The 14,848-nt window shown below is 61.2% G+C and carries 15 protein-coding genes; 4 read left to right on the top strand and 11 right to left on the bottom strand.

The annotated features are described in order from the left end of the window. Positions 1–3: 3 nt before the first annotated feature. Positions 4–1,008, bottom strand: coding sequence for an SPFH domain-containing protein (locus FHT76_RS19780; RefSeq protein ID WP_183862231.1), 1,005 nt, complete (start codon positions 1,006–1,008; stop codon positions 4–6). A gap of 203 nt (positions 1,009–1,211) precedes the next feature. Here FHT76_RS19780 and queC point away from each other — a divergent pair, with 203 nt between their 5' ends. The 3 genes from queC to queE are packed head-to-tail and all read left to right on the top strand — an operon-like array spanning position 1,212 to position 3,012. Then, positions 1,212–1,922 carry a 7-cyano-7-deazaguanine synthase QueC gene (gene queC / locus FHT76_RS19775; RefSeq protein WP_183862230.1) on the top strand — a complete coding sequence of 237 codons (711 nt, stop codon included), beginning with the start codon at positions 1,212–1,214 and terminating at the stop codon, positions 1,920–1,922. After that, entirely contained in the window at positions 1,922–2,278 is a 357-nt protein-coding gene (gene queD / locus FHT76_RS19770) for a 6-carboxytetrahydropterin synthase QueD (protein ID WP_183862228.1), read from the top strand. Before queC ends, queD begins: the two co-directional genes overlap by 1 nt. Then, entirely contained in the window at positions 2,275–3,012 is a 738-nt protein-coding gene (gene queE, locus FHT76_RS19765; protein ID WP_183862226.1) for a 7-carboxy-7-deazaguanine synthase QueE, read from the top strand. The genes queD and queE overlap by 4 nt, the downstream gene beginning before the upstream one ends. Here queE and hemH read toward each other — a convergent pair whose 3' ends face one another. The 7 genes from hemH to FHT76_RS19730 all read right to left on the bottom strand — a co-directional run bounded on the left by hemH (position 3,013) and on the right by FHT76_RS19730 (position 10,120). Continuing rightward, positions 3,013–4,050: a ferrochelatase gene (hemH, locus tag FHT76_RS19760; protein ID WP_183862224.1), complete on the bottom strand. Its 1,038-nt coding sequence runs from the start codon at positions 4,048–4,050 to the stop codon at positions 3,013–3,015. A 121-nt stretch (positions 4,051–4,171) separates the two neighbouring features. Beyond that, on the bottom strand, positions 4,172–6,040 hold the full coding sequence (locus tag FHT76_RS19755; RefSeq protein ID WP_183862222.1) for a 5'-nucleotidase C-terminal domain-containing protein: 1,869 nt from the start codon (positions 6,038–6,040) through the stop codon (positions 4,172–4,174). A 401-nt stretch (positions 6,041–6,441) separates the two neighbouring features. Further along, the gene (gene omp10 / locus FHT76_RS19750; RefSeq protein ID WP_183862220.1) at positions 6,442–6,810 is read right to left on the bottom strand and encodes an outer membrane lipoprotein Omp10; all 369 of its coding nucleotides are present in this window, start codon (positions 6,808–6,810) and stop codon (positions 6,442–6,444) included. Between the two features lie 169 nt (positions 6,811–6,979). Continuing rightward, a complete protein-coding gene (locus FHT76_RS19745; RefSeq protein WP_183862218.1) occupies positions 6,980–8,431 on the bottom strand; it encodes a homospermidine synthase in 1,452 nt (483 codons plus the stop codon). Positions 8,432–8,570: 139 nt separating this feature from the next. Continuing rightward, positions 8,571–9,437, bottom strand: a complete 867-nt coding sequence (locus FHT76_RS19740) for a DUF3445 domain-containing protein (protein ID WP_183862216.1) — start codon at positions 9,435–9,437, stop codon at positions 8,571–8,573. Positions 9,438–9,446: 9 nt separating this feature from the next. After that, the gene (locus FHT76_RS19735) at positions 9,447–9,815 is read right to left on the bottom strand and encodes a DUF4440 domain-containing protein (protein ID WP_183862214.1); all 369 of its coding nucleotides are present in this window, start codon (positions 9,813–9,815) and stop codon (positions 9,447–9,449) included. Between the two features lie 20 nt (positions 9,816–9,835). Next, a complete protein-coding gene (locus FHT76_RS19730; protein WP_183862212.1) occupies positions 9,836–10,120 on the bottom strand; it encodes a YciI family protein in 285 nt (94 codons plus the stop codon). 132 nt (positions 10,121–10,252) lie between these two features. Here FHT76_RS19730 and FHT76_RS19725 point away from each other — a divergent pair, with 132 nt between their 5' ends. Beyond that, positions 10,253–11,161, top strand: coding sequence for a sensor domain-containing diguanylate cyclase (locus FHT76_RS19725; protein ID WP_259128897.1), 909 nt, complete (start codon positions 10,253–10,255; stop codon positions 11,159–11,161). Here the strand turns inward: FHT76_RS19725 and FHT76_RS19720 are convergent. From FHT76_RS19720 to FHT76_RS19710, 3 genes are read right to left on the bottom strand one after another with little or no spacing between them, the layout of a single operon-like run. Continuing rightward, positions 11,158–11,784, bottom strand: a complete 627-nt coding sequence (locus FHT76_RS19720) for an aminotransferase class IV family protein (RefSeq protein WP_183862208.1) — start codon at positions 11,782–11,784, stop codon at positions 11,158–11,160. The genes FHT76_RS19725 and FHT76_RS19720 overlap by 4 nt on opposite strands. Next, the gene (locus tag FHT76_RS19715) at positions 11,781–12,941 is read right to left on the bottom strand and encodes an aminodeoxychorismate synthase component I (protein ID WP_183862206.1); all 1,161 of its coding nucleotides are present in this window, start codon (positions 12,939–12,941) and stop codon (positions 11,781–11,783) included. The genes FHT76_RS19720 and FHT76_RS19715 overlap by 4 nt, the downstream gene beginning before the upstream one ends. Positions 12,942–12,961: 20 nt before the next feature. Beyond that, positions 12,962–14,818, bottom strand: a complete 1,857-nt coding sequence (locus FHT76_RS19710; protein ID WP_259129110.1) for a M3 family oligoendopeptidase — start codon at positions 14,816–14,818, stop codon at positions 12,962–12,964. Between the last annotated feature and the right edge of the window lie 30 nt (positions 14,819–14,848).

The raw sequence follows: 14,848 nt of genomic DNA, 5'->3' as shown, positions 1-14,848 counted from the left end.
GGCTCAACGCTCCGTTGGCGGGTTGAAAGGGTTGACGGCCGGAGCAGTACGCGGCGTTGACTGCGGGCGCGGCGCAGACGGGGTCGGGTTATCGCCGAAGACCTCCTTGGCAATCGCGCCGATACCGCCAAGCGATCCGATGAGGGAAGACGCCTCCATCGGCATCAGCACCACCTTGGAATTGCCGGCGGTGCCGATCGACGCCAGCGCTTCGGTGTATTTCTGAGCTACGAAGTAGTTGATTGCCTGAACGTTGCCCGAGGCAATCGCTTCGGACACCATCTTCGTTGCCTTGGCTTCAGCCTCGGCCAGACGCTCTCGCGCCTCGGCGTTGCGGAAGGCTGCTTCGCGCTGGCCCTCGGCCTGCAAAATGGCGGACTGCTTGGCGCCCTCGGCCCGCAGGATCTGGGAGTTGCGGGAACCTTCCGCTTCGAGCACCTGAGCACGTTTCTCGCGTTCGGCCTTCATCTGCCGCGCCATGGCGTCGACGAGGTCGCGCGGCGGCTGGATGTCCTTGATCTCGACGCGCGTCACCTTGATGCCCCACGGCTGCACCGCATCGTCGACGACGCGCAACAGCCGGTCGTTGATTGCGTCACGGTTCGACAGCAACTCGTCGAGATCCATGGAACCCATGACCGTGCGGATGTTGGTCATCGTCAGGTTCAGAATGGCATTCTCGAGGTGCGCGACCTGATAGGCCGCCTCGGCAGCGTTGAGAACCTGGAAGAAGGCGACAGCGTCGGTTGAGATGGAGGCGTTGTCCTTGGTGATGACCTCCTGCGTCGGCACATTGAGAACCTGCTCCATGACGTTCATGCGGGCGCCCACGCGCTCGATGAATGGGGTGATCAGATTGAGGCCCGGCTCGAGGGTTCGGGTGTAACGACCGAAGCGCTCGATCGTGTAGCGGTAGCCCTGCGGTACTGTCTTGATCCCGGCAAACAGCACGAGAATGACAAAGACTACCAGTGCAATGACGACGATATCGAAGCCGCCCAGAACCATAAAACTCCCCCGCGATAGAATCGACTGACGCAACCTTAAACGAGCCGACCTCAAACGCCAGTATCCTTGGGCCGGCAACGGCATTTACTGACGGATTCGATATGGGGAGTCTGCTGGCTATTCACAACGGGGCCGCTTTGGCCTAGAAGACCCGCAGGAAATACCGGTCGCAGCCCACCCGGTCAAAACAAGGGATCCTCATCATGAAGACTATCGTCATCTGCTCCGGCGGATTGGACTCCATTTCGCTTGCCCATAGGGTCGCAGCGGAGCATCAGCTTATCAGCCTGCTTTCGTTCGACTACGGACAGCGCCACCGCAAGGAACTGGACTTCGCCACGGGCTGTGCCAAGCGGCTCGGCGTGCCCCATCAGATCATCGATATCCGGACCATCGGTCGGCACCTGACGGGATCGGCGTTGACCGACGACGTTGACGTGCCAGACGGGCACTATGCCGAGGAGACGATGAAGACGACCGTGGTGCCGAACCGCAACGCCATCATGCTGGCGATCGCTTTCGGCCTCGCGGCGGCCCAGAAGGTGGATGCCGTTGCTGTCGCGGTGCATGGCGGCGACCATTTCATCTATCCCGATTGTCGCCCAGGCTTCATCGATGCCTTCCAGGAGATGCAGAACCAGGCGCTCGACGGCTATGCCAGCGTTTCGCTGTTCGCTCCCTACGTTAACATATCGAAGGCCGATATCGTCACCGACGGTGCGAAACATGGGACGCCGTTTGCCGAGACGTGGTCCTGCTACAAGGGCGGCACGCGCCATTGCGGACGCTGCGGCACCTGCGTCGAGCGGCGCGAGGCTTTCCATCTGGCCGGCATCGCCGATCCGACGGAATACGAGGATCCGGATTTTTGGGAAGCCGCAACGTCTGGCTATTCGGCCAGGGAGGTGAAGTGATGTTTCGCATCACCAAGGAATTTCACTTCTCCGCTTCTCACCAGCTGACGCATCTGCCTGCCGATCACCAGTGTGCGCGGCTGCATGGGCACAATTACATCGTCGTGGTCGAGCTTGCGTCCGCCGAGCTCGATGAAAACGGCTTCGTGCGCGACTATCATGAGCTTTCGCCGCTGAAGCGCTACATCGACGAACGGTTCGACCATCGGCACCTGAACGAGGTGTTTGGCCATGATCGCGTAACCTCGGAATATCTTGCCAAGCACTTCTACAACTGGTGCAAGGAGCGGCTGCCGGAGACCTCGGCCGTGCGTGTCAGCGAGACGCCGAAGACCTGGGCGGAATACCGGCCATGAGTGGGGCTCGCGAGGCGCCGATCCGCGTCAGCGAGATCTTCGGGCCGACGATCCAGGGAGAGGGCGTGCTGATCGGCCTGCCGACCATCTTCGTTCGAACCGGTGGCTGCGATTACCGCTGTTCGTGGTGCGACAGCCTGCATGCTGTCGATAGCGAGTATCGCGATCAATGGCTGCCGATGACTGTTGATGGCATATGGGCTGATGTGACACGGCTCTCCGGCGGCAAGCCGCTGATGGTCTCGCTTTCGGGTGGCAACCCGGCGATCCAGCCGCTTGGCGGTCTTATCGCGCATGGGCACGCGCAAGGCTACAAGTTCGCGCTGGAGACGCAGGGCAGCGTCGCCAAGGAATGGTTTGCCGACCTCGATGTGCTGGTGCTGAGCCCGAAGCCGCCGTCGAGCGGTATGGCGACGGATTGGGATGCGTTCGACGACTGTCTTCGCTTGGCTGGCAATGGGCCGGCGATCGCGCTGAAGATCGTCGTTTTCGACGATCGCGACTATGCCTATGCGCGAGAAGCGGCGGCGCGTTATCCAGATCTCTCCGTCTATTTGCAGCCAGGGAACCATACGCCACCGCCGCCGGATGACGACGACGCGCGCGTCGATATCGACGGCATCATGGACAGGATGCTGTGGCTGGTCGACAAGGTGGCCGAGGACCGGTGGTTCGAGGCCCGCGTGCTGCCCCAGCTGCATGTGCTGCTGTGGGGCAACAAGCGCGGCGTCTGATCAGACCCAGCCGAGCAGTTCGCGGCGGACGACCTTTTCCAGCACCCGCATGCCGTCCTCGCTGTCGTTGAGGCAGGGGATGTGCGCGAACTTCTCGCCGCCGTTCTCGTGGAAGGAATGGGCGGCCTGCTCGGCGATTTCTTCCAAGGTTTCCAGACAGTCGGAAACGAAGCCGGGGTTGAGGACGGCGATCTTCTTGACGCCGTCCTGTGCGAGCTTCTCGACGGTCTTGTCGGTGTAGGGCTGCAGCCACTCTTCCGGCCCGAAGCGGGACTGGAAAGTCACCATGAACTTGTCTTCGGGAAGTCCCAGCCGTTCGCGCAACAGGCGACCGGTCTTCTGGCACTGGCAATAGTAGGGATCGCCAAGCTTGAAGTAGGACATCGGAATGCCGTGAAAGGAAGCGACCACCATGTCCGGCTGCCAGTCGAGCGTCGCCAGGTGGTTCGTCACCGAATTGGCAAGCGCGTCGATGTAGGTCTCGTCGTCATGATAGTCGGGGACGGTGCGCAGCGCCGGCTGCCAGCGCATCTTGAGCAGATGCTGGAAGGCCTTGTCGTTGACGGTCGCCGTCGTTGCGGCGGCGTATTGCGGATAGAGCGGGAAGAGCACGATGCGGTCGCAGCCTTCATCCTTCAGCGCCTGGATGCGTGAGGGAATCGAGGGCGTGCCGTAGCGCATCGCCCAATCGACCTTGACGTCAGGCAGGTCCTGCAGGCGCTCGACCATGAGGTCGGACTGGTTGCGCGTGTAGGTGCGCAGGTAGCTTTCGTTCCTGTCCTTGTTCCAGATCGTCTCATAGGCCTTGCCCACCTTCTGCGGGCGCGTGTTGAGGACGATGCCGAACAGGATCGGGTACCATTTCCAGGGCGACCATTCGATGACGCGCTTGTCGGTCAGGAACTCCCGGAGGTAACGGCGCATCGAGGTGTAGTCGGTGCCATCGGGCGTGCCGAGATTGACGAGCAGGACGCCCACCTTGCCTGATTTCACGGGCGGGTGATCCGCCGGGCGGCGTGCAGTATCAACAGTCGTCATGTGAGCCCCGGTATCTTGTCTGCCCGGCTCATACGCAGCCGGGTCACGATGGTTCACCCTATAGAACAAAAGCCGGCTCGGGAAACCCCCGGACCGGCTCGTCGGATCGAGACAAATCGTCTTACTTCGACGGAATCTGCAGTTCCTTGCCGATCGTCAGATGCCGCGGCGCCGGCTTGCCGTTGGCTTCTGAGATCTTCTGCCAGAGCGCGCCCTCGCCGTAGAACTGCTTGGCGAGTTCCCAGAGCGTGTCGCCGGCCGCGATCACGTGATTGGTCGGCGTGTTGGGAGCAAGTGCAGCTGGAGCTTCGGCGGTGGGCGCTGCCGGGGCTGCCGGAGAGGCGGGCGCGGGTTCCGTTGCGGACGGCGCTTGCGTGCCGGAGGCTGCGACTTCGGTTACACGCCCGTCGGTGTAGGGCTTGTAGGGCGAGTGCGCTGCCAGGTATTCGGCCGTCACGTCGGCAAGGTCGGGTCCGAAGTCGTAGGCGTTCTTGCCTGCCGTCTCGAAGATCGAGTAGCCGTCGCCACCAGCGCGCATGAAGTTGTTGGTGACAACGCCGTAGGTCTTCTGATCGTCGAGCGGTACGAAGGCGTCGCCGTCCTTGACCTCAACCGAAACGAGGCGGCTGCCGGCGGGCTTCGTTTTGTCGAAGGTGTATTTCAGGCCCGATACCTGCGGGAAGCGGCCGGCGCCCTCTTCGATCTTGCCGAGGCCGTTTTCCAATGCCTTGCGAATATCGGCGCCCGTCAGCTGGAAGGTCGCCAACGTATTCTGGAACGGCAGAACGGTGATGACTTCGCCCTGAGTGACGTCGCCCGCATCGATCGATGCGCGCAGGCCGCCGCCATTCTGGATGGCGATGGTCATGCCCTGGCTCTTGCCGCGGTCGAGCATGGCATCGGCCACGAGGTTACCCATCGAGCATTCCTCGACACGGCAGACAGTGCGGTCGCCCTGGATCGGGGCTTCGGCGGAGCCGATGACCTTCTTGCGCAGCTCCTCGATCGGCTTGGCGAGTTCCGCGATCCGGGCGGTGAGCGTCGGATCAGGGGTGAACGAGGAATCGATCAGGATCGGATCGCCCTTGGCGTCCTTGACCACGCCATTGTCATCGAAGGTGACCACGAGATCGCCGAGATACTTGCTGTAGGACGCAGCCTGGACCACCGGCACCTTGTAACCGCCGGGATTGTCGACCATCGTCGGGTAGGGGCCTTCCGCCTTCGGATCGGTATTGGACAGCAGGCTGTGCGAATGGCCACCGACGACAACATCGACATCGGGAATCTTGGCGATGGCCGCGAGGTCGCGCGGATAGCCGACATGGGTCAACGCGATGATCTTGTTGACACCCTGCTTCTTCAGGTCTTCGACGGCTGCCGTGATGGTCTGCACGTCGTCGGCGATCATCACCTTCGGGCCGGGCGAGGAGAGTTCTTCGGTGTCGTTGGTCACTGCGCCGACGATGCCGATCTTCTGGCCGCCGACATCGAGCACCAGCGAGGGCTTGATGCGGTCGCCGAGCTTGGAGCCGTCACCGGCCAGCACGTTGGCTGAAATGACAGGGAATTTCACCTTGTCGAGGAAGGTTGCCAAACCATCCTCGCTGTCGTCGAACTCATGGTTGCCGACGGTCATGACGTCGAACTTCATGTCGTTCAGCACTTCGGCTTCGGCGGCGCCCTTGTAGGTCGTGTAGAAAAGCGAGCCCTGGAAATTGTCGCCAGCATTGAGCAGCAGCACGTTCTTGCCATCAAGGGCGTTGCGGCGCTGGTCGATCGCGGTCTTCAGGCGGGCGGCGCCACCGAAGCATTCCTTCTTGCCTTCCTCCTCGGCAGAGCAGGTGGAATCGAACTTGTTGATCGACTCGATGCGCGAATGGAAATCGTTGATGTGAAGAATATTGAGTTCATAATCGGCAAAGGCGGCACCGCTCGACAGCGCCAGCATCGACGCGGTCAGCAGACCGAATTGAAATGATTTCGTCATCCTGCTCTCCTGATTTTTGGGGCGAAGCCTTTGACCCCTGCGCTCCGCCGTCCCTGCACGATCGATGTTTCCATCAAGCCCTTAGCGGCGGCAAGAGAAAAAGCTGTAACAGAAGCAGCGCATTCCAAGGGCGGTAAACGAAAAACCTCGCGAGAGGCTGCTTTCAACAAACCCTAGAGCTGCTTTCCTTTTTGGAACGACGAAAATCTGCTCAGGCTGCGAAAGCAGTCATCCTCTGAAACCGGCTTGTTGAGAATTTGAGGACGGCCAGCGTGATCTCGCGGCAGCAACGTGACGTCAATCGGTCGCCCGACCCCGTTCTATAAATAACGGCGGTCGCGTCCTCGGGCCTTTTGGCAGACCAGAACCATTTAGTCCAACGCAAATCGAACTTTACAGCTCTACATGCGGCGCGCGAGCGTGAATTGGGAGCCGGCATCCGACGTGCAGTTGAGCTGGTTCTGGCTCACCAGCGCACAATTGACCTTGGATTGTGTCTTGCGCACCAGCGAGGTCATGTTGATCTCGACCAGCGACGGCGAGGTGTTCACATAAGTGCCCGACGCGAGAAGCTGGTTGCTGTCGGTCGTGCGAGTGGTGAAGGTTCCGGCCTGGAATGTGGAGATGATGCCGTTCGGATCCGACCATGAACCCTCAACGCCTGTTTGAGCCGGGGTTGCTGCGACCGGCACCGGGCGTGGCGACGACGTATTGCAAGCAGTCAGGGCTGCGGCGGCGCCGAGAAGGACAAGGAGGGGTCTGATTTTCATGAGCTTCTCCCGGGGATTCGGAACGAGAACTATCCGTGTGGTTGTGAGACACATGGCGCGGGCCGCCGGGGAAGGCAAGGCTCCACGCTCTCCAGACGGCATTTATACAGCAGGCGTTACAAAAATGCCCGCCTTGCGACGGGCATCTTCGAATGCGGTTCGACTGAGATCAGCGAACGAGGATGTTCTTGAACTGCCACGGATCCTTGGTGTCGATATCTTCCGGGAAGAGACCCGGACGACCATCGAGCGGAGTCCAGTCGGTGTAGTGACCTTCGACCGGGCCGAGGTACTGGCTCTGCACCTCGAGGCAGCGCTTGTAATCGACTTCGTCGGCTTCGACGATGCCGGCACCGGGGTTTTCGAGTGCCCAGACCATCCCGGCGAGAACGGCGGAGGTCACCTGCATGCCCGTCGCGTTCTGGTAAGGCGCGATGCGGCGGGTTTCTTCCAGCGACAGGCGCGAACCGTACCAGTAGGCGTTCTTTTCGTGGCCATAGAGCAGGACGCCGAGTTCGTCGACGCCGTCCTCCAGTTCGTCTTCGTCGAGAACGTGGTGAACCGGCTGCGGGTTGCCGCCGTTGCCGAACATCTCATGCATCGAGAGAACCGCGTCGTTCGCCGGATGATAGGCGTAGTGGCAGGTCGGGCGGAAGGTGACTTCGCCGTCCTTGTCGCGAACGGTGAAGAAGTCGGCGATCGAGATCGCCTCGTTGTGGGTGACGAGGAAGCCGTACTGCGGGCCTGGCGTCGGGCACCAGGTGCGGACGCGGGTGTTGGCGCCGGGCTGCTCGAGGTATATCGCAGCCTTGCAGCCCTTCTTGTGCTTCTTGCCATTCTTCGGCATCCAGTTTTCGTGGGTGCCCCAGCCGAGTTCGGCCGGCTGCAGACCTTCGGAGATGAAGCCTTCGACGGACCAGGTGTTCCAGAAGACGTTGAGCGGCTTCGGATGTTTGGTGCGCTGGGTGTCGCGCTCGGCGATGTGGATGCCCTTGACGCCGACCTTCTTCATCAGCTTCGCCCAGCCTTCGCGGTCATGCTGATCCGGCTCTTCGAAATTCAGGCCGATGTCGTTGGCGAGGTTGACGAGCGCCTGCTTGACGAACCACGAGACCATGCCCGGGTTTGCACCGCAGGTGGAGACGGCCGTCGGGCCGCCCGGATTTTTGGCTTTTTCCTTGCGAAGGGTTTCGCGCAGAGCATAGTTGGTGCGGTCGGCATTCTTCATGCTCTTGTCGAAATAGAAGCCCAGCCACGGCTCGATGACGGTGTCGATGTAGAGGGCGCCGAGCTTGCGGCAGAGCTTCATCAGGTCGACCGACCCGGTGTCGACGGAAAGATTGACACAGAAGCCCTGGCCGCCACCTTCAGTCAGAAGCGGCTTCAGCAACTCCTTGTAGTTGTCCTTCGTGACATGCGCCTTGATGTGCTTCACGCCGTGCTTTGCCATGATTTCGGTGTGATCTGCGTCGTCGCGCGGGTCGATGACAACCATCCGGCTCTTGTCGAATTTGAAGTGGCGCTCGATCAGCGGCAGGGTGCCACGGCCGATGGAGCCAAAGCCGATCATGACGATCGGGCCGGTAATTTCGGCATATACCGGGTGGTTGTGTTCCGTCATTCTTTCTTTTCTCCTGTGGAAGGCGACGAAGGCGATAGCCTCTAAGAATTTATCTGAAAATGCGCAGATAATGCGAGATTATCGGCTCTAACCATAAAACCGCGTCACAATAAAGAGTGTTGGTCCCGGAACGCAAATATCAGACGGGCGAGAGGGCATCGGCTAGCGCCCGAAGCTTGGCCGCGAGTTCCGCTTTTTGCAGGGTGAGGCCCTTGTAGGCGGCTTGCTGCTCATCGAGCGCTTCCAGTTGCTCGGCGAAGCTTGCAGCGAGCCTGCCGGCGTTGGGGTGATGGGCGATTGCGGCGATCGGATCGACGTAGACACGGATGGTGAAGAGGATGTCGCCGGACTTCGGCAGCTTGCGCAGCGTCTGGCGCTCAACTCGGGCAAAACGCTCGGCGAGGGTAAAGCCGTCGGCAGAGGGCGGGCGGCGGTGCTTCGAAACCGGCAGAAAGAGATCGTCCGTGATATTGACCGACCAGTTCAGCCTTTCTACCGGCTGCGAGACCTGCAGGTTATCGAAGATGCGGGTGATGAGCGCCGCATTGCGGGTGCCTTCGCCAAAACCGGGTACGTCGGCGTGGATCGCCTGCATCGGGCGACCGAACTTCTCCTGCAGCGACCAGGAGGAGGGAAAGGCGACGAAGCCGGTGACGAGATGCCAGCCATTTTCCTTGCGGCGCATGATGACGAGATCGTCTTGCACCAGCAGCCCGGCGCGCAGCAGGGGTGGGGTGTTGCAGTCGGCCGCGTCGTCCGAAAGCCCGGGATGGCGCGCGGCAAGGTGAGCCTGGAGGAGATCGTATGCCTCTTGTTGTGCCGCTTCGGTTCCGTCCTCGGCCACGAAGACCTCATCGCGATGCGCTTCGAGCAGTCTTCGCTTTTCGCCGACATAGCGCCCCCAATCGCCGTCCGGTTCGATCCAGCGAGCGAGATCGAGCGGCATCAAGCCGATGGTGAACGGGCGGGCGGAACCGTCATAGGGCGTGTAGATCGGAAGCGTCATGACCGCACTCTATCCGGTCAACGTCCCCTGATGGAAGACCATGCGCCACTGGCGATCGGCGTCATGCCGCCAGATGGAGCTGCGCAGCGAGCTGACCGGCGGGCCAGCCGGGACGGTCCGCATCGCCCGGTAGGTGACGAGCGCCAGGTCGGAAGCGAGCAATAGCAGCTCGAAATCCGTCAATGTGCGTGTCGTCCCATCGGGGGGCTCCGCTAGCAGGCCGGCGACGATGTCCCCGTATCCATAGAGGCGACCGGATGCACCGATTTCCCTGAACTCAGGCGAGAGAAGAGACTCAAGCGCTGTCACGGAGGCGCGGATCTCCGGCTCGAATAGCCGCTGTTCCAGAGATTGAAGATGTTCGGTGAGGTCGCTCATGTCGTTCCTGTCGTGATCGTTCAGCTCTTCAGGAGATCCAGCCCTTCAGCCGTGGTCGTGATGGCTACCTCAGTGATTTCGTATTCGGCGATGCCATGCACCGTGAACGGGTCCTCGGCGACATAGGCCTCGACTTCGGCGCGCTGGCCGACGGCAAGGACCACGCCGCCGGTGCGCGGCACCTTGCGGCCGGAGGCGAGAAACCAGCCCCGTGCATAGCCTTCCCTGACCCAGGCCATATGCGGCTCCATCTGCTTGTCGGCTTCCTCGTTCGGCTTCACGTAAGTCAGGGCGAGGATGAACATCGCAGAATTTCCTTTCAGGGCGTTGCGTTCCGACGTATGTGAATATTCAATTGCTGAGGAGCCATCCATATTCTTTTTAGAATTCTGCTCCAAGGTGCGAACCGTTGAAGTCAGCACGCCCGGAACAATCGGATGAACCAGATATCGGAGCGGCTTGCCGAGTTGCAGGAAGACAGCGCCGTCCTGATCGCGCTTTACGATCAGGAAGACCGGCTGCGCTATGCAAATCCGGCCTTTCGTTCGACCTTCGCCATCGAACCCGACGAAACACCCTTGTGGTCAGAGCTGATGCGGCGCAATACGCGCGCCGGCAAGGGGACAATCATTCGCACCGCTGATTTCGAGGTGTGGCTCGTTTCCGCGCAATCGCGCCGGGGCAAGTTGCCGTTCAGGGCTTTCGAAACCGATGTCGTCGATGGGCGCTGGTTCTGGATGACGGAGACAGTGCAGAAAGATGGCTGGATGCTTTGCATCGCCAGCGACATCACGCATCTGAAGCAGAGCGAGCGCGATGTGCGACAGGATCGTGACTTTGCGCTGCGGGCCTCGCAGACGGATGAACTCACCAGCATCTCCAACCGCCGCTTCATGATGGCGGCGCTGGAAAGCCTGAGCGCGCAGCAAGACTCCGCCAATCCCGGTATTGCCGGCTGCATCTGCATCATCGATCTCGACTTCTTCAAGCGCATCAATGACGTCTACGGCCATCAGGTCGGTGATGATGTGCTGATCGATTTCTCGCGCCGCGTGCAGCCGGTCATCCGCCGGCGCGACAGTTTCGGGCGGATCGGTGGCGAGGAGTTCATGCTGATCCTGCCGGATACGACCCTGGCGCAGGCCGAGTTGATCATCGAGCGCATCATCGCAATGGTACGCTTAGCCCGTCCGATCCCGGCCGCACCGTCCTTCTCTTATACCTGCTCGGCGGGATTGGCCGAGTTGCGATCCGGCGAGACGGCACGTGAGGTCTATGCCCGTGCGGACGAAGCCTTGTATATCGCCAAGCAAAGCGGCAGGGACCGGCTGAAGATCGTGGCCTAGCCGACGATCCGGGCCGGGATCAGCCCGCGCAGCGAATTGCCCATGTAGAGCTTTCCGGCCGTCAGATCGTCTACGGAGATCCGTCCAACGCGGGCCTTGCGTTGGCAAATCAGTTCCGTGCGCAAGACGCCTGATAGCAGGCCGCAGGAGATCGGCGGCGTGCGCAGCGTGCCCGAGCCGTCGTCGAGGAAGACCGAGGTGATCGTACCTTCGCAGACCTCGCCGCGCTCGTTCAGAAGCAGCACTTCGTCGGCTTCGGACACCGGACATTCTGCGCGCGCAGTCTCGTAAACGCCGCGCCGTGTCGTCTTCATCCGCAGCAGTTTATCGGCGGAATCGAGACGGGTTTTGGCAATCCGGACCTTCCATATGATGCCCTCGGGTATCGGTGCGAAAGGCGCAGCGGTGACCTCGATTTGCCCCAGTCGATCAAGCGTCAACCGCATTCGCAGGGGTGTCGTGGCCCCGGCAACCGCCGCTTCCAGTTTCGCGGCTGCGTCTGTTGGGTCGGGAAAGCCGATGCGGCGGGCGGAGCGGGAGAGGCGGGCAAGATGCAGACGCAGCCTGACGAAACCAATTTCCGGCTCCCAGCGCAGTGTTTCGATCAGCGAGAAGTCGTTCACCGCGCGATCTCCTGATCACCGATCGCAAACCGCGCCTTCAGCAGGCATTCCTCGTACTCGGCTTCGGCGGTGGAATCGAAGACGATGCCGCCGCCGACGTTGAAGATCGCCTTGCCGCCGGAAAACAGGCTGACGGTGCGGATCGCGACGGAAAAGCGCATGGCGCCTGATGGAGCAATCATGCCGATCGCGCCGCAATAGGCGTCGCGCGGCGTGTCTTCCAGCGCGTGCAGGATCTGCATGGCGCTGAGTTTTGGCGCACCGGTGATCGATCCGCAGGGAAAGAGGGCGGAGAAGATATCGCGAATGGTCAGATCCGAGAGGAGTTTCGCCTGCACGTGGCTGACCATCTGGTGCACGGTCGGGTAAGTCTCGATGTCGAAGAGTTTCGGTACATCAAGGGTGCCGACCTCCGTGATGCGCGAGATGTCGTTGCGCAGCAGGTCGACGATCATGCGGTTTTCGGCCTGCGTTTTGATGTCCTCGCGCATCGCGGCGATGATCGCCGCGTCCTCGGCGTCATCGGCGCCACGTTTGGCCGTTCCCTTCATCGGGTGCGTTTCGATCCAGCCGTCCTCGTCGGTACGGAAGAAGAGTTCGGGGGAGCGCGAAAGCAGGATAGGGCCGCCAAGATCGACGAGCGCGCCGTATTTCACCGGCTGCCTTGAAATCAGCGACCAGAAGGCGGCGCGCGGATCGCCGTCCCAGCGAGCGGTGATCGGCATGGTGAGGTTTGCCTGGTAGCAATCGCCCTGGCGCAGGTGCCAATGCAGGCGGTCGAAGCGCTCTTTATATGTAGCAAAATCCCAGCCGGCCCTGGGGTCGCTCAGGAACTCACCGTTCTCGGTGCGCCGTGTCGGCTCGGCGAGCGGATGGGTATCGGCTTCGGGTGCATCGAAGATGCCGAAGGCGAGCAGTGGCGTTTCCCGGCCTTCCGGAAGAAATGCCGCCAGCTTCGCCTCGAAGAGGTAGCCCCCTTCATACGCCATGTAGCCAGCCAGCCATTTGCCGGCAGCTTTTGCTTCTTCCATTCGGGCAAGGCCGGCAAGGAACTCGGCGCGCGTCCGGGCGATGATGATCTCCGACGGATCGGAAAAGAGCATCACTTGCCCGGTCGTGTCATCCCGGAACAGAACGTAGCGTTCAGCCTTGGTCATGCCTGCCTTTGGATCGAGAGCTATGCGCTCTTATCAAGCGCTTCCAATTCGTCGATCAGCCCTTCGATCATCGACAACCCCTTGCTCCAGAACGACGGATCCGTGGCATCGAGGCCGAACGGCTTCAAAAGTTCGGAATGATGCTTGGTGCCGCCGGCCTTCAGAAGCTCGAAATACTTCTCCTGGAAGCCCTTGTCGGCCTTCTGGTAGACGGCGTAGAGCGAGTTCACCAGGCAATCGCCGAAGGCGTAGGCGTAGACGTAAAAGGGCGAGTGGATGAAGTGCGGGATATAGGCCCAGTAGGTCTCATAGCCCTCCGAGATCTTGATCGCCGGCCCGAGGCTTTCCGACTGCACGGAGAGCCAGAGTTCGCCGATATCCTCCGACGTCAGCTCGCCGGCCTTGCGGGCGGTGTGGACCTTGCGCTCGAATTCATAGAAGGCGATCTGGCGCACGACCGTGTTGATCATGTCCTCGACCTTCTGGGCAAGCATCGCCTTGCGCTCACGCTTGTCCTTTGTTTTGTCGAGGAGGGCGCGGAAGGTCAGCATTTCGCCGAAGACGGATGCGGTTTCGGCGAGCGTCAACGGCGTCTGGCACATCAGCGCGCCCTGCGCGCCGGCGAGAACCTGATGGACGCCGTGGCCAAGTTCATGGGCGAGCGTCATCACGTCGCGCGGCTTGCCGAGATAGTTGACGAGTACATAGGGATGCGCTGACGGAACGGTCGGATGGGCGAACGCACCCGGTGCCTTGCCGGGACGAACAGGAGCGTCGATCCACTGCTCGTCGAAGAAGCGCTTGGCGATCGCAGCCATCTCGGGCGCGAAGTCGCCATAGGCGGATAGAACCGTGTCCTTCGCCTCGTTCCAGGGGATGACGGCACTGGAGGTTTCCGGCAGCGGCGCGTTGCGGTCCCAGAAATTCATCTGGTCCATGCCGAGCCATTTCGCCTTCATCTTGTAGTAACGGTGCGAGAGGCGGGGATAGGCTTCCTTGACGGCAGCCGCCAGCGCATCGACGACGTCGCGCTCGACGCGGTTGGCAAGGTGCCTGGAATCGGCAATGTCCTCGAAGCCGCGCCAGCGGTCGGAGATGTCTTTATCCTTGGCGAGCGTGTTGGTGATCAGCGTGAAGGTGCGCAGGTTTTCCTTGAAGGTCTGCGCCAGCGCCATCGCGCCCTTGCGGCGGATCTCCGGATCCTTTTCCTGCAGCATGTTAAGCGTGACTTCGAGCGGCAGCTTCTCGCCGTCGACGTCGAAACGCAGTTCGGCCATTGTCTCGTCGAACAGGCGGTTGAAGGCTGCGGCCGAGGTCATCGACTTTTCCAGGAACAGCTGTTCCAGCTTGTCTTCCAGCTGGTAGGGCTTGTCCTTGCGCAGATCGACGAGCCAGGGGCGATAGTGGCCTGCATCGGGGTCGTTTGCCATGCAGGCATCGATCACGGCGTCGTCGATGCGGTTGAGCTCGAGCGCGAAAAACAGGAGGTGGCTGGAGAATTCGGTGATCTTCGCCTGGGCGTCGCCATAGAGCTTGCCGTTCACCGGGTTCGACGTGTCGGAGAAATAGGTAAGCCCGGCGAAGGAGCCGAGGCGTCCGATGATGTCGTCCAGCGCCTCATATTCCTTCAGTGCCTGGCCGATTCCCTCCGCGCCCTTCTTGCTCGCGGCGTCGGCGAGCTTGCCCTTCCACTTCTCTTCGAAAGCGATTGCCTGCTTTCCGGCTTTTTCCATGTCGCCAGTGAAGGCGGTGGACGTGGCAGAGGGGTAGAGATCCTGCAGTTTCCAGGTCGGCAGCTCGCCGAGAGCGGCATCGGTCGCAGAGGCAGCAGAACTTGCCGAAAACTTAATGGTGGTGCCGGAGAGCATGTTTTTCATCATCGGGGTCCTCTTCCTCGTTTGCGACAG

It is taken from the genome of Rhizobium sp. BK176 (genome assembly GCF_024808055.1).
Note: the sequence above shows the minus strand (reverse complement) of the source record. Positions and strands in the feature narration are given on the sequence as shown.

What these genes read in the sequence shown, in the direction of transcription:
- FHT76_RS19780 (WP_183862231.1), bottom strand. Translation starts at nt 1,008, where the DNA reads ATGGTTCTGGGCGGCTTCGATATCGTCGTCATTGCACTGGTAGTCTTT.
- queC (WP_183862230.1), top strand. Translation starts at nt 1,212, where the DNA reads ATGAAGACTATCGTCATCTGCTCCGGCGGATTGGACTCCATTTCGCTT.
- queD (WP_183862228.1), top strand. Translation starts at nt 1,922, where the DNA reads ATGTTTCGCATCACCAAGGAATTTCACTTCTCCGCTTCTCACCAGCTG.
- queE (WP_183862226.1), top strand. Translation starts at nt 2,275, where the DNA reads ATGAGTGGGGCTCGCGAGGCGCCGATCCGCGTCAGCGAGATCTTCGGG.
- hemH (WP_183862224.1), bottom strand. Translation starts at nt 4,050, where the DNA reads ATGACGACTGTTGATACTGCACGCCGCCCGGCGGATCACCCGCCCGTG.
- FHT76_RS19755 (WP_183862222.1), bottom strand. Translation starts at nt 6,040, where the DNA reads ATGACGAAATCATTTCAATTCGGTCTGCTGACCGCGTCGATGCTGGCG.
- omp10 (WP_183862220.1), bottom strand. Translation starts at nt 6,810, where the DNA reads ATGAAAATCAGACCCCTCCTTGTCCTTCTCGGCGCCGCCGCAGCCCTG.
- FHT76_RS19745 (WP_183862218.1), bottom strand. Translation starts at nt 8,431, where the DNA reads ATGACGGAACACAACCACCCGGTATATGCCGAAATTACCGGCCCGATC.
- FHT76_RS19740 (WP_183862216.1), bottom strand. Translation starts at nt 9,437, where the DNA reads ATGACGCTTCCGATCTACACGCCCTATGACGGTTCCGCCCGCCCGTTC.
- FHT76_RS19735 (WP_183862214.1), bottom strand. Translation starts at nt 9,815, where the DNA reads ATGAGCGACCTCACCGAACATCTTCAATCTCTGGAACAGCGGCTATTC.
- FHT76_RS19730 (WP_183862212.1), bottom strand. Translation starts at nt 10,120, where the DNA reads ATGTTCATCCTCGCCCTGACTTACGTGAAGCCGAACGAGGAAGCCGAC.
- FHT76_RS19725 (WP_259128897.1), top strand. Translation starts at nt 10,253, where the DNA reads ATGAACCAGATATCGGAGCGGCTTGCCGAGTTGCAGGAAGACAGCGCC.
- FHT76_RS19715 (WP_183862206.1), bottom strand. Translation starts at nt 12,941, where the DNA reads ATGACCAAGGCTGAACGCTACGTTCTGTTCCGGGATGACACGACCGGG.
- FHT76_RS19710 (WP_259129110.1), bottom strand. Translation starts at nt 14,818, where the DNA reads ATGAAAAACATGCTCTCCGGCACCACCATTAAGTTTTCGGCAAGTTCT.